Annotated in this window: 6 protein-coding genes, 1 tRNA gene and 1 rRNA gene; 1 reads left to right on the top strand and 7 read right to left on the bottom strand. The window is 70.7% G+C overall.

The window, feature by feature from the left end; translation table 11 throughout:
* The 4 genes from GV126_RS24085 to GV126_RS24070 all read right to left on the bottom strand — a co-directional run.
* Positions 1-525: helix-turn-helix domain-containing protein (locus GV126_RS24085; RefSeq protein WP_201299869.1), on the bottom strand; the 525-nt coding region annotated here is incomplete at its 3' end.
* 324 nt (positions 526-849) lie between these two features.
* Positions 850-3,675: a DNA translocase FtsK gene (locus GV126_RS24080; RefSeq protein WP_159670418.1), complete on the bottom strand. Its 2,826-nt coding sequence runs from the start codon at positions 3,673-3,675 to the stop codon at positions 850-852.
* 230 nt (positions 3,676-3,905) lie between these two features.
* Entirely contained in the window at positions 3,906-4,583 is a 678-nt protein-coding gene (locus GV126_RS24075) for a response regulator (RefSeq protein WP_159670415.1), read from the bottom strand.
* Positions 4,584-4,908: 325 nt separating this feature from the next.
* Positions 4,909-10,446 (bottom strand): HAMP domain-containing protein, encoded by a 5,538-nt coding sequence (locus GV126_RS24070; protein ID WP_159670412.1) that lies wholly within the window; start codon positions 10,444-10,446, stop codon positions 4,909-4,911.
* A gap of 376 nt (positions 10,447-10,822) precedes the next feature.
* Here GV126_RS24070 and GV126_RS24060 point away from each other — a divergent pair, with 376 nt between their 5' ends.
* Positions 10,823-13,573: a SpoIIE family protein phosphatase gene (locus tag GV126_RS24060; protein ID WP_159670409.1), complete on the top strand. Its 2,751-nt coding sequence runs from the start codon at positions 10,823-10,825 to the stop codon at positions 13,571-13,573.
* Between the two features lie 53 nt (positions 13,574-13,626).
* Here the strand turns inward: GV126_RS24060 and GV126_RS24055 are convergent.
* The 3 genes from GV126_RS24055 to rrf form a co-directional block, all read right to left on the bottom strand.
* Positions 13,627-13,702 (bottom strand) — tRNA-Thr (locus GV126_RS24055).
* Between the two features lie 53 nt (positions 13,703-13,755).
* Positions 13,756-14,439 carry a DegT/DnrJ/EryC1/StrS family aminotransferase gene (locus GV126_RS24050; protein WP_159670406.1) on the bottom strand — a complete coding sequence of 228 codons (684 nt, stop codon included), beginning with the start codon at positions 14,437-14,439 and terminating at the stop codon, positions 13,756-13,758.
* Between the two features lie 99 nt (positions 14,440-14,538).
* Positions 14,539-14,655 (bottom strand): 5S ribosomal RNA (gene rrf / locus GV126_RS24045).
* Positions 14,656-14,849: the final 194 nt, after the last annotated feature.

The raw sequence follows: 14,849 nt of genomic DNA, 5'->3' as shown, positions 1-14,849 counted from the left end.
GTGCTGCGGCTCGGGCGTGGCGGACGTGCTGGTCGAGGGCGTGGAGCCCTCGGCGACCTGCGCCTTGGCGCTGCTGTCGCTGCTGCCGCCGCCCTTGAAGGCCGTGAAGCCGACGAAGCCGATGACGACGACGATCGCCGCCACCATGGCGGCGGTCCAGTTCGGCCCGCGGCGTTCGGGGCGGATACGTTCCGCCTCGAACAGCGGGGCGGCAGGGGTCGGGGCCGGGCGGCCGCCGTGCTCGGCGTCGTACTGGGCGAGCAGCGGAGCCGGGTCGACGTGCACCGCGCGGGCCAGGGTCCGGATGTGCCCGCGGGCGTAGACGTCGCCGCCGCAGGGGGCGAAGTCGTCGGCCTCGATGGCGTGCACGATGGCATTGCGGACCCGGGTGGCGGCGCTGACCTCGTCGACGGTCAGCCCGGCGGCGAGGCGCGCGTCCTTCAGGACACGGCCGATGGAGGGGCGGACTTCCTCGGAAACGTCTTCGAACGGACGCTCGTCTTCAGGGGAGTTGCCGATGGACACGGGGGCGCCTTTCGAGCGTGTAGCCGCCTGTGCTGGACGTTCAGTCTAGGGGGGTGCCGAAGGGTGGAGCGACCCGGCGGTAGGACTTTGTACGCCATCGGAATGGCCGGACAATCCGATGGTGGGACAGGAGTCGGGCCCATGGCGGGCTGCGCACCGGCCCTTTCGCTCACCTTGACGTGCGTCCGGAGGAAACGGTTGCCCGGTCCTGCCTAACGGGTGGATCACGGTATGACCCACCCGTTCGCAGCAATCCGGTCCGCCGGACGGACGCCCTGCTCTCACCCTGGCACTGCTACCCGCGCAGTCCGCCGCGAACCGGCTCTATGCCTCGCCGCGGATCAGGGCGAGCACACCGTCCAGGTCGTCGGGCTTGACCAGGACCTCGCGCGCCTTGGACCCCTCGCTGGGCCCGACGATGTTCCGCGACTCCATCAGGTCCATCAGCCGCCCGGCCTTGGCGAAGCCGACGCGCAGCTTGCGCTGGAGCATGGACGTGGAGCCGAACTGGGTGGAGACGACCAGTTCGGCCGCCTGGCACAGCAGGTCGAGGTCGTCGCCGATGTCCTCGTCGATCTCCTTCTTCTGCTTGCTGCCGACGACCACGTCGTCCCGGAAGACCGGCGCCATCTGCTCCTTGCAGTGCCGGACGACCGCGGCGACCTCCTCCTCGGTGACGAAGGCGCCCTGCATGCGGACCGGCTTGCTCGCGCCCATCGGCAGGAACAGCCCGTCACCCTTGCCGATCAGCTTCTCGGCGCCGGGCTGGTCGAGGATGACGCGGCTGTCGGCGAGCGAGGAGGTGGCGAAGGCGAGCCGGGAGGGCACGTTCGCCTTGATCAGACCGGTGACGACGTCCACGGACGGCCGCTGGGTGGCCAGCACCAGGTGGATGCCGGCCGCGCGCGCCAGCTGCGTGATGCGCACGATCGCGTCCTCGACGTCACGCGGCGCGACCATCATCAGGTCGGCCAGCTCGTCCACGATCACCAGCAGGTACGGGTAGGGCTGCAGCTCGCGCTCGCTGCCCTCGGGCGCCTTGACCTTGCCGCTGCGCACCGCCGCGTTGAAGTCGTCGATGTGCCGGAACCCGTACGCGGCCAGGTCGTCGTACCTCAGGTCCATCTCGCGTACGACCCACTGCAGCGCCTCGGCGGCCCGCTTGGGATTGGTGATGATCGGCGTGATCAGGTGCGGGATGCCCTCGTAGGCGGTCAGCTCGACCCGCTTGGGGTCGACCAGGACCATGCGCACGTCCTCCGGGGTGGCCCGCATCATCACCGAGGTGATCAGGCAGTTGATGCAGGAGGACTTGCCGGAGCCGGTGGCGCCGGCGACGAGGATGTGCGGCATCTTCGCGATGTTGGCCATCACGTAGCCGCCCTCGACGTCCTTGCCGAGCGCGACCAGCATCGGGTGGTCGTCCTCGGCCGCTGCCGCCAGGCGCAGCACGTCACCGAGGTTGACCATCTCCCGGTCGGTGTTGGGGATCTCGATGCCGACCGCGGACTTGCCGGGGATCGGGCTGATGATCCGCACGTCCGGGCTGGCTACGGCGTAGGCGATGTTCTTCGTCAGCGCCGTGATCCGCTCGACCTTGACCGCCGGGCCGAGCTCGACCTCGTAGCGCGTGACCGTCGGGCCGCGGGTGAAGCCGGTGACGCGGGCGTCGACCTTGAACTCGGTGAAGACGGTGGTCAGCGACTCCACGATGGCGTCGTTGGCGGCGCTGCGCGCCTTGCCCGGGCCGCCCCGCTCCAGCAGGTCCAGGGAGGGCAGGGCGTAGGTGATGTCACCGGAGAGCTGCAGCTGCTCGGCGCGCGGCGGCAGTTCGCGGGTCTCGGCGGGCGGGTTCTTGGTGAGGTCGGGGACGCTCTTGGTGAGGTCGGGCACACCGGCGACGGCCTTGCCGGGCACGGGCGCGGCCGCCGGGGGCTCCACCTTCGCCGGTACGGCCACGGGCTCGGCCGCGGTCTCTGCGACCGGGCGGTCCTGCTCGGGCCGGGCGGCCGGAACGGGCGTCGGGGTGGTGCTCTCCGCGCGGTCGCCCACGCTGACACCCTGGGTGAGGTCGGCGACGACCGGCGACGGCGGCATGCCGTGCAGGACCGCGCCGTCGAGCGCGGCGGCGGCAGCGGCGGCGACGTCCACGGCGTCCATCTGCCGCCCCATGTCGGGCTGCGGGACGGCCGAACGCCGCGGCCGGCCACGCCGCTTGGCCAGGGCCTCCTGCTCCGCGCCGTCGGGGTCGTAGGTCTGCGGGGCGCCCTGGCGCTTGCGGGAGCGTGCGGGCAGCGCCTCGCGCCACTGCTCGTCGTAGCGGACGTCGTCCTCGGTGTACGCGGGCTCGTCGTCCTCCGGGTCGGGCAGCAGCCCCAGCTTCACGCCCAGCAGCCGCAGCCGCTGCGGGATGGCGTTGACGGGCGTGGCGGTGACGACCAGCAGCCCGAAGACGGTCAGCAGCACCAGCAGCGGTACGGCGAGCACCTCGCCCATGGCGTACGTCAGCGGGGTCGCCGCACCCCAGCCGATCAGGCCCCCGGCGTCCCTTATCGCCTGCATGCCGCCGCTGCGGGCGGGCGAGCCGCAGGCGATGTGGACCTGCCCGAGCACGCCGAGGACGAGCGCGGTCAGGCCGATGACGATACGGCCGTTGGCCTCGGGCTTCTCCGGATGCCGGATGAAGCGCACGGCGATGACCGCCAGCAGGATCGGCACGAGCAGGTCCAGCCGGCCGAAGGCTCCGGTGACCAGGATCTCGACCAGGTCCCCCACCGGTCCGCGCAGGTCGGCCCAGGTGCCGGCGGCGACGATCAGGGCGACGGCGAGCAGCAGCAGGGCGATGCCGTCCTTGCGGTGGGCGGGGTCGAGGTTCTTGGCGCCCGTGCCCACGCTGCGGAACAGCGCGCCGACGGCGTGGGCGATTCCCAGCCACAGGGCGCGCACGAGGCGGTAGAGACCTCCGGTCGGATTCGGCGCGGGCCTGCCCGGTGCGACCTTCTTGGCGGGCGCCTTCTTCGCCGGAGCCTTCTTCGCCGGAGCCTTTTTGGCAGGGGCCTTCTTCGCAGCGGCCTTCTTCGCCGGAGCCTTCGCGGGAGCGGCCGCCTTCTTCGCGGGCGGCTTCTTGGCTGCGGAGGGACGTGAGGCCATAGGTGTGAGGTTACCGCCGGAGGCGACAGCGGACACGTGTGCCCGGTGCTTCACCCGTTCGTGTCGTGTACCGAGCGGTCCGGCGGCTGACGCACCCTCACTCTCGCTGTGCCGGGAGGCAGTCGCCGCTCGCCGGGAGCACGGCAGGGGTGCGTCGGTGGCGGGAGGCCACGCCTCGCGGCCCCGGGCTTACGGGCGGCCCGGGCCCAACCGTCCGCGTACCGCGCGCCTCAGCCCTGGGAGGCCACCGACGAAGCGCCGCCCGTCCCCGGCTCCAGTGCGTCCAGGGCCCGGCGCAGGCCCGTCAGCTTGCGCTCCAGATGGGCCGCCGTGGCGACCGCCGCCGCATCGGCGGACTCGTCGTCCAACTGCTTGGAGAGGGCTTCTGCCTGTTCCTCCACCGCGGCCAGGCGGGCGGAGAGCTCCGCGAGCAGGCCGGCCGACTCCTTGCCGTCGCCGACGGCGCCCTTGCCGCCCTCCAGCTGGAGCCTGAGGAGCGCCGCCTGCTCCTTCAGCTGGCAGTTCTTCATGTACAGGTCGACGAAGACCGAGACCTTCGCGCGCAGCACCCACGGGTCGAACGGCTTGGAGATGTAGTCGACCGCGCCCGCCGCGTACCCGCGGAAGGTGTGGTGCGGGCCGTGGTTGATCGCGGTGAGGAAGATGATCGGGATGTCCCGGGTCCTCTCCCGCCGCTTGATGTGCGCGGCCGTTTCGAAACCGTCCATGCCCGGCATCTGGACGTCGAGCAGAATGACCGCGAAGTCGTCCGTGAGCAGTGCTTTGAGCGCTTCCTCCCCGGACGATGCCCGTACCAGCGTCTGATCGAGCGCAGAGAGGATGGCCTCCAGCGCCAGCAGATTCTCCGGCCGGTCATCGACCAGGAGGATCTTGGCCTTCTGCACCATGGCCCGCCCTCCTCGCCCCGGCTTGGGGCCGCCCCTGTCCGCAGGACCTGGCGTGACACCGGCCGGGGCCGCCCCAGGGGACGACTCCCTTGCGCCGCCCGTCCTTGTGCCGGTCATCGTAGCCGCACCCCGCCTGTCGCCACACCCTGTCACCGCGATGTCACTGTGCACGTAGCAGAAACGCGGCGGGAGACCAGAAGGTTCCCCGAATCCCGCACTTCTACACGGCAACGAGCACCCTGCGTCAACAACTTCCACAACTCCGCACGCCCGCCGAAGGTTCCCGCGAGCGGGAATCCCCGGCGGCGGGCCCCTTCGGTCGCCGTCACTCCCCCCGCATCCACTGCTGCATCACACCCAGCAGATGGTCGGGATCGACCGGCTTGGTCACGTAGTCCGAGGCACCCGACTCGATCGCCTTCTCCCGGTCGCCCTTCATCGCCTTCGCGGTCAGCGCGATGATCGGCAGCCCGGCGAACTGCGGCATCCGGCGAATCGCCGTGGTCGTCGCATACCCGTCCATCTCGGGCATCATGATGTCCATCAGGACGACCGCCACATCGTCGTGCTGCTCCAGCACCTCGATGCCCTCGCGCCCGTTCTCGGCGTACAGCACGGACAGCCCGTGCTGCTCCAGGACGCTGGTCAGCGCGAAGACGTTGCGGATGTCGTCGTCGACGATCAGCACCTTCTCGCCGCCGAACCGGATGCCCTGCGCCCCCTGCCCCTCGGACTCCGCGTCGGCCGCCCGGGCCTCCTGCTCCGGATGCTGGTCCGGCCGGCCGTGCGCCCCGTCGATCCCCGGCCCGGACTGCTGCTGCGCGGCCGGCAGGGACCGGCGGCGGCGCCGGAAGAGCGCGGCCGCGCCGTTCTGCGTCTCCTGGTACGACCGCACCTCGGCCGGCGTCTCGACCTCACCGGACGACAGCTCGGACAGCTCCGAGGGGTGGGAGTCGACGGCGGCGACCAGTTCGCCGGGCTCCAGCGCGGACGCCGGCTGCTGGTAGCCGTGCGGCGGCAGCTCGCCCGGGTGCAGCGGCAGGTACAGCGTGAAGGTGGAGCCGCGGCCCGGTTCGCTCTGCGCGTGGATCTCGCCGCCGAGCAGCTGCGCGATCTCACGCGAGATGGACAGCCCGAGGCCCGTGCCGCCGTACTTGCGGCTGGTGGTGCCGTCGGCCTGCTTGAACGCCTCGAAGATCACCCGCATCTTGCTGGCCGCGATGCCGATACCGGTGTCGGTGACCGAGAACGCGATCATCTCCGCGTCCGGGTCGGTCAGCGAGCCCGCCTCCAGCAACTGCTCCCGGATGGCCTGCGGCACGTCGTCCCGGGCCGGGCGGATGACCAGCTCCACCGACCCGGAGTCGGTGAACTTCACCGCGTTCGACAGCAGGTTGCGCAGCACCTGCAGCAGCCGCTGCTCGTCGGTGTGCAGGGTCGCGGGCAGCTCCGGCGACACCCGCACCGACAGATCCAGGCCCTTCTCCGCCGTCAGCGGCCGGAAGGTGGCCTCCACGTAGTCGATGAGCTGGACGAGCGCGATGCGCGTCGGGGAGACGTCCATCTTGCCCGCCTCGACCTTCGACAGGTCCAGAATGTCGTTGATCAGCTGCAGCAGGTCGGAGCCCGCGCCGTGGATGGTCTCGGCGAACTCCACCTGCTTCGGGGAGAGGTTGCCCTCGGCGTTGTCCGCGAGCAACTTGGCCAGGATCAGCAGGGAGTTCAGCGGCGTGCGCAGCTCGTGCGACATGTTGGCCAGGAACTCGCTGCGGTAGCGCATGGAGACGGCGAGCTGCTCGGCGCGCTCCTCCAGGACCTGCCGCGCCTCCTCGATCTCGGAATTCTTCGCCTCGATGTCGCGGTTCTGCTGGGCCAGCAGCTCGGCCTTCTCCTCCAGTTCGGCGTTGGACGCCTGCAGCGCCTTCTGCCGCTGCTCCAGCTCCTCCGACCGCAGCCGCAGTTGCTCGGTCAGCTCCTGGGACTGCTTGAGCAGCTGCTCGGTCTTGGTGTTGACGGAGATGGTGTTGACGCTGGTGGCGATCATCTCCGCGATCTGGTTCAGGAAGTCCTTCTGGATCTGTGTGAACGGCGTGAAGGAGGCCAGCTCGATCACGCCGAGCACCTTGCCCTCGAACAGCACCGGCAGCACGATCACCTGCGCGGGCGGCGCCTCGCCGAGCCCGGAGGAGATCTTCAGGTAGCCGCTGGGCGCGTTGTCCACCAGGATCGTGCGCTTTTCCTTGGCCGCCGTCCCGATCAGCGCCTCACCCGGCCGGAACGACGTCGGCATGGAGCCCATCGAGTAGCCGTACGAGCCGAGCATCCGCAGCTCGTAGGCATCCTCCGCATCCCCGCCGAGGTCCTTGTCGTCGGCCAGCGGCATGGCCACGAAGAAGGCACCGTGCTGCGCGGAGACCACCGGGGTCAGCTCGCTCATGATCAGCGAGGCCACGTCCTCCAGGTCGCGCCGGCCCTGCATCAGGGCCGAGATGCGGGCCAGGTTGCCCTTGAGCCAGTCCTGCTCCTTGTTGGCGATCGTGGTGTCGCGCAGGTTGGCGATCATCTTGTTGATGTAGTCCTGCAGTTCCTGGATCTCGCCGGCGGCGTCGACGTCGATCTTCAGGTTCAGGTCGCCGCGGGTCACGGCGGTCGCCACGCGCGCGATGGCGCGCACCTGCCGGGTGAGGTTCCCGGCCATCTCGTTCACGGACTCCGTCAGGTCCCGCCAGGTGCCGTCGACGTCCCGCACCCGCGCCTGCCCGCCGAGCTGTCCCTCGGTGCCCACCTCGCGGGCCACCCGGGTGACCTCCTCGGCGAACGACGACAGCTGGTCGACCATCGTGTTGATGGTCGTCTTCAGCTCCAGGATCTCCCCGCGCGCGTCGATGTCGATCTTCTTGGTCAGGTCGCCCTTGGCGATGGCGGTGGTGACCATGGCGATGTTGCGGACCTGGCCGGTCAGGTTGGACGCCATCTGGTTCACCGACTCGGTGAGGTCCTTCCAGGTCCCCGCCACGCCGGGGACATAGGCCTGCCCGCCGAGGATGCCGTCCGTGCCCACCTCGCGGGCCACCTTGGTGACCTGGTCGGCGAACGAACTCAGCGTTTTCACCATGGTGTTGAAGGTGTCCGCGAGCTGCGCGACCTCGCCGCGCGCCTCGATCGTCACCGTCCGCGTCAGGTCGCCGTTGGCGACCGCCGCGGCCACCTGGGAGATGTTGCGCACCTGCATGGTCAGGTTGTTGGCCATGAGGTTGACGTTGTCGCTGAGGTCCTTCCAGATGCCGACGACGCCGGGCACGTGCGCCTGACCGCCGAGGATGCCCTCCGTGCCCACCTCACGGGCCACCCGGGTCACCTGCTCGGCGAACGACGACAGCTGGTCCACCATCGTGTTGACGGTGGTGACCAGCTCCAGGATCTCGCCCTTGGCGTCGACGGTGATCTTCTTGGACAGGTCGCCCTTGGCGACGGCGGTGGTGACCTCGGCGATGTTGCGCACCTGGATGGTCAGGTTGTTCGCCATGAAGTTCACCGACTGCGTCAGGTCCTTCCAGGTGCCCGAGACGCCCTGGACCTCCGCCTGACCGCCGAGGATGCCCTCGGTGCCCACCTCGCGGGCGACCCGGGTGACCTCCTGGGCGAACGACGACAGCTGGTCCACCATCGTGTTCAGCGTGTTCTTCAGCTCCAGGATCTCCCCGCGCGCGTCCACGGTGATCTTCTGGGACAGGTCACCGCGGGCCACGGCGGTGGCGACCTGGGCGATGTTGCGCACCTGCGCGGTGAGGTTGCCGGCCATGCCGTTCACCGAGTCGGTCAGGTCCCGCCACACGCCGGCCACGCCCGGCACCTGCGCCTGGCCGCCCAGCCGCCCCTCGGTGCCCACCTCGCGGGCGACCCGGGTGACCTGGTCGGCGAAGGCGGAGAGCTGGTCGACCATCGTGTTGATGGTGTTCTTCAGCTCCAGGATCTCCCCGCGCGCGTCCACGTCGATCTTCTGGGACAGGTCGCCGCGCGCCACGGCCGTCGTCACCTGGGCGATCTGCCGCACCTGGGAGGTGAGGTTGCCGGCCATGAAGTTGACGGAGTCCGTCAGCTCCTTCCAGGTGCCCGACACGCCGTCGACGCGGGCCTGACCGCCCAGCCGGCCCTCGGTGCCCACGTCCCGGGCCATCCGGGTGACCTGGTCGGCGAACGACGACAGCTGGTCCACCATCGTGTTCACGGTGTTCTTCAGCTGCAGCATCTCGCCGGAGACGTCCACGGTGACCTTCTGCGACAGATCGCCGTTGGCCACCGCCGTCGTCACCTGGGCGATGTTCCTCACCTGTCCGGTGAGGTTGCGGAACGCGGTGTTGACGGAGTCCGTCAGGTCCTTCCACGTACCGGCCGCGCCCGGCACCTGCGCCTGGCCGCCCAGCTCGCCCTCGACGCCGATCTCCCGGGCCACCCGCGTGACCTCGGCACCGAACGACGAGAGCTGGTCCACCATGCCGTTGACGGTGTTCTTCAGCTCCAGCATCTCGCCGGCCACGTCCACGGTGACCTTCTGCGACAGATCACCGTTGGCCACCGCCGTCGTCACCGCGGCGATGTCCCGCACCTGCGTGGTCAGGTTCCGGAACACCGTGTTCACGGAGTCCGTCAGGTCCTTCCACGTGCCCGCCACGCCCGGCACGTTCGCCTGGCCGCCCAGCCGGCCCTCCGCGCCGACCTCGTTGGCCACGCGCGTCACCTCGTCCGCGAAGATCCGCAGCGTCTCGGTCATCTGGTTGATCGTCTCGGCCAGCCGCGCGACCTCGCCGCGCGCCGGGACGGTCACCTTCTGCGACAGGTCGCCGTTCGCGACGGCGGTGGTGACCTGGGCGATCCCGCGCACCTGGGCCGTGAGGTTGCCGGCCATCAGGTTCACCGAGTCGGTGAGTTCCTTCCACGTGCCGTCCACCCCGGGCACGTGCGCCTGGCCGCCGAGGATGCCGTCCGTGCCCACCTCACGGGCGACGCGCGTCACCTCGGAGGAGAACGCGGAGAGCTGGTCGACCATCGTGTTGACGGTGTTCTTCAGCTCCAGCATCTCGCCGGCGACATGCACGGTCACCTTGCGTGACAGGTCGCCCTTGGCGACCGCCGTCGTCACCAGTGCGATGTCCCGCACCTGGGCCGTCAGCCGGGACGCCATCGTGTTGACGGAGTCCGTCAGGTCCTTCCACGAACCGGACAGCCCGCGCACCCGCGCCTGGCCGCCCAGCTTCCCCTCGGTGCCCACCTCGCTGGCCACGCGCGTGACCTCGTCGGTGAACGTCGACAGCTGGTCGACCAGGTTGTTGACCGTCCGCCCGACCTTCAGGAACTCACCGCGCAGCGGGTGCCCCGCGCCCCCCTCGGCCGCCGGGGTGCGCAGCTCCATGCGCGGCGACAGATCGCCCTCGGCGACCGCGGACAGCACCCGCCCGACCTCGGAGACGGGCCGTACGAGGTCGTCCACGAGCGCGTTGCAGTTCTCGATCGCCGCCGCCCAGGAGCCCTCGCAGGCCCCCGTGTCCAGCCGCTCCGTGAGTTTTCCCTCACGCCCGACCATGCGTCGCACGCGCGCCAGCTCGCCGGTCAGGTGCAGATTCCGGTCGGCCACCTCGTTGAACACCGCGGCGATCTCCGACATCACGCCGTCCCCGGACACCGTGAGCCGCTTGCGGAAGTTCCCGTCGCGCATCCCCACCAGGGCGGCCAGCAGCCGGTGCAGGGCGGCGGTGTCCACCGTGGTGGTCCCGCCGCGCGGCGTGCGCCTACTGCTCAGGGACTGCCCGGACTGTCCGCCCTTCGCGCGCGTCTTCGTGCCCCGCGTCGCTGCGCCAGACTCCACTGTGTCCCTCCCGCAGGGATCGACCGTTACTGCTGTGCCCCGGTACCACGGCGTGGCGTACCGGTTACTGCTGCGTACGTCTGCCCGGTGCGACCAGGCCGCACGGGGGCTGCTGCCCCGTGGGACAGGACCGCACTCGGCCTGTCCACACCGTCGATACAAGCCTGCCCAGTGTTTCACCCCCGCCGAACCAGGCCATAACAGTTCGGCAGCTTCGCACACCGTCCGCACACCCTCCGGGCGAAAACACCGATGACCGGCATCCGCACGGACGGCGAAGGTAAGTAACCTTGCATGCGGCTGTCCAGCCACGCCGGTCCGTCCGGCCTGGGCGGTGGCACGGGAACGAGCGGGCATCGGAGGGCGGCCGCACACAATGACCACCGGAGTGATCGGGGGACAGCCCCCGGAGCCGCGGCCGACGGACGCACAGCTGCCGGAGCAGCGTCGCGAACCGCTCGACAGGCACGGGGACGTCGACAACCGGACGAGGAGTTCTGTGATCACCGCGCGCGCGGCCGCCAGCTTCGAGCCCCTGGGGCGATCCGTCGCGACCGCCCGGTCCTTCGTCCGCGACACCCTCCAGGGCTGGGGCTTCGGCGACATCGTCGACGACGCCGTGGTCCTCACCAGCGAACTGGTCACGAACGCCGTCGTCCACGCCGGGACCGCCGCCGACGTGCTGTGCCTGCGCTGCGACGACGGGGTCCGCATCGAGGTCTCCGACCGCTACCCGGAGCGCGAGGTGCCCGTGCAGAGCGCCCCGGTCTCCATGGGCAGCCCCGACCGGGAGGGCGGCCGCGGCCTGCAGCTGTGCGCGGCCCTGGCCGGCCGCTGGGGCGTGGAGTACACGCCCACGCACAAGACCGTCTGGTTCCAACTCGACCTGCCCGAGCGCCCCGTCGGCACCCGCGCCGCGGGCCCCGTCCTGCCCGCCGAACTCCTGCCGCTCACCGACGGCCGGGTCCGCGTCGCCGTCGTCCAGATCGACCGCGGCGGCGCCGTCACCGCCTGGAACGAGGACGCGGAGGAGCTGTTCGGCTACACCGCCGACCAGGTCGTGGGCAAACCGCTGACCGACCTCGCGGCCTGGCCGCACACCCCGGGCACCGGCACCGGCATCGCCGAGGCGCTCCAACTCTCCCGCTGGGAGGGCAGTTACGGCATCCGCGGCGCCCACGGCCGCGTCATCCCCGTCTACGCCTCCCACTTGCGCGTCCGCGACACCGGCGGCGAGCCGTCCACGGTCTGCCTGCTCGTGCGCGACCACGAACGCGCCGTCCTGCAGACCCCGTTGCGCACCCCGGCGACCGCCGCCGACGCCGGCTCCTCCTCCGACGGCACCGCCGACCCCTTCGAGGTCTTCATCGGCTCCCCCGCCCCCGACGACCTCGACAGCCTGCTGCAGCGCACCGTCGAACGCGCCCGCGACATGCTCGACGGCGACGCCGCCTTCCTGCTCCTGGCGACCGACGACGAGACCGAACTGGAGGTCCGCGCCTCCACCGGCCTGCCCTCCGCCCGCCAGCGTTTCGCCCGTGTCCCCGTCGAGGCCGGCCCCGGCCGCTACGGCTCGGCGCGCATGCCCGCCGTCCACGACGACCTCACCGCCGCCCCCGGCGCCGTGCCCCTGCTCAGCGGCACCGGCATGCGCTCCGTCGTCACGGTCCCGCTGAAGGTCGAGGGCCGCCTCACCGGCTCCCTGGGCGTAGCCGCCGAAGCCCCCGGCAGATACTCCAACGAGGAGGCGCTGCGCCTGCAGTTCGCCGCCGACCGCATCGCCCTGGCCGTCGAGTCGGCCCGCCTGGGCGAGCTGGAGCGGCTGCGCCGCGGCTCCCTGAGCTTCCTCGTCGAGGCCTCCGACCTGCTGGCCGGCACCCTGGACCGCGACCAGACGCTCGCCCTGATGGCGCAGATGACCGTGCCGACCCTGGCCACCTGGTGCGCCGTCTACACCATCGCCGACCAGGCCTCCGAGCCCTACCTGTCCTACGTACTGCACGAGGACGAGGAGCTGATCGACGGCATCAAGTCCCTGCTGTCGAAGATCCCGCCGCCCGACCCGGTACCGACACCGGGCGCACGGGTCTGGTCCGCCCCCGGCGAGGCCGCCCACCAGGCGGCGCTGCGCACCTCCATGCGCAGCCTCAGCCTCGGCGACTCCCACCACCGCATCGGCACGTCCATCGGCCCTACCCTCGCCACGGCCGCCGCGGTCGGCGGCGAGACGGTCGTCCTGCCGCTGGTCGCCCGCAACCGCGTCATCGGCATGCTGACCCTCGGCAAGCCCACCGAGGAGCACTTCCGCCAGGAGATCCTGGAACTGGCCGAGGACCTCAGCCGGCGGGCCGCCCTGGCCCTGGACAACGCCCGGCTGTACTCGGAACGCACGGCCATCAGCCAGTCCCTGCAGCGCAGCCTGCTCCCGCCGGGCCTGCCGCACATCGACGGCGTGGAGGTCGACGTCATCTACCGCGCCGCCGGCGAGGGCAACGAGGTCGGCGGCGACTTCTACGACCTGTTCCCCATCCGCGACGGCGCCTACGGCTTCGCCATCGGCGACGTGTGCGGCACGGGCCCGGAGGCCGCGGCCGTCACCGGCCTGGCCCGCCACGCCCTGCGCCTGCTGGCCCGCGAGGGCTACGACGGCCCGGCGGTCCTGCAGCGCCTGAACTCCGCGATCCTCGACGAGGGCGCCCGCAGCCGCTTCCTGACCCTCCTGTACGGCGAGCTGCGGCCGCAGGAGGACGGCAGCGCCGAGCTGAAGGTGGTGTGCGCCGGCCACCCGCTGCCGCTGCGCCTGCGCCAGGACGGCACGGTGGAGCCGGCCGCCGAGCCGCAGCCGCTGCTCGGCGTCATGGAGGACCTGGAACTGTACGAGCAGACCGTCGTCCTGGACCCGGGCGACGTCCTGCTGTGCGTCACGGACGGCGTCACCGAGCGCCGCGAGGGCACGCGCATGCTGGGCGACGACGGCCTCGCGGACGTCCTCACCACCTGCACGGGCCTGACGGCCGGCGCGGTGGCCGCCCGCATCATGCGGGCGGTGGAGCGTTTCGCGCAGGACGCCCCGTCCGACGACATGGCGATCCTGGCGATGCGCGTCCCGGAAATCCTGAAGGACTGACGGGAGGGCGGACACGAGAAAGGCCCCGCCCGGAAGGGCGAGGCCTTTTTTCGTGGAGCCCCCAAACGGAATCGAACCGTTGACCTTCTCCTTACCATGGAGACGCTCTGCCGACTGAGCTATAGGGGCCTGTCGCCTCTTCGAGGTTTCCCTCGCGGCAACGGAATAGATCATACCCCGAACTAGGCCGTGGTCCCAACCACCATCGGCCCGCCCAGCGCATTGCACGCCGAGACGATCCGCTGCATCTCACGTCGCGTCAATGACGCGTCCACCGGAAGCGCCAGCGTCTCCTCCGCGGCCCGCTCGGTCTCCGGCAGGGACACGCACCGGCGGAACTCGGGCAGCCGGTGCACGGGCGTCTTGACCGGCACCCGGCACTCGACTCCCCTGGCCCGCAGGGCCCCGGCGAAGGCGTCCCGATCGGGCCGGCCGTTCCCCGGCACCCGCACGACGTACTGCTGGTAGGTGTGCCCGTCCCCGCCGTCGGGCGTCCGCACGCCCCGCAGCCGGGCATCCAGGTAGGCGGCCCGTTCCCTGCGCCGCGCCAACTCACTGTGGGGCACCTCGGCTTCGCGGTGCTCCAGCACGAGCAGGCCGTGCCGGCGTCCGATCCCGTGCATCCGCCCCATGTCGGCCGTCCGGCCGAAACGGTGGACCACGACGACGGCCGTCGTCCGGGACGTCACGGCCGCTTCGACGGCGGCGGGGTCGAGACAGTACGTCACGGGGTCTATGTCGGCGAACACCGGCAGCGCGCCGCTCCGGGCCACCGCCTCGGCGACCTCCACGTTGCCGAACGCCGGCACGACGACCTCGTCTCCGACGCCGACACCGGCGGCTCTCAGCAAGGCTGCAGTACCCATGCCGCGGATGCTGCTCGGACAACATGAACGTCAAGTGACGGACAACGAAAAAGGGTTGGGCCCGGAACCGAAGTTCCCGACCCAACCCTTTGAAGAATTGTTCGGCGGCGTCCTACTCTCCCACAGGGTCCCCCCTGCAGTACCATCGGCGCTGTAAGGCTTAGCTTCCGGGTTCGGAATGTAACCGGGCGTTTCCCTCACGCTATGACCACCGAAACACTATGAAACTGACAACCAGACCACGCGTACATCACGCATGAGGCTGTTCGTGGTTTCAGAACCAACACAGTGGACGCGAGCAACTGAGGACAAGCCCTCGGCCTATTAGTACCGGTCACCTCCACACGTTACCGTGCTTCCAGATCCGGCCTATCAACCCAGTCGTCTACTGGGAGCCTTACCCCATCAAG

This window comes from Streptomyces mexicanus (genome assembly GCF_902506575.1).
GTDB lineage: Bacteria > Actinomycetota > Actinomycetes > Streptomycetales > Streptomycetaceae > Streptomyces > Streptomyces mexicanus.
Note: the sequence above shows the minus strand (reverse complement) of the source record. Positions and strands in the feature narration are given on the sequence as shown.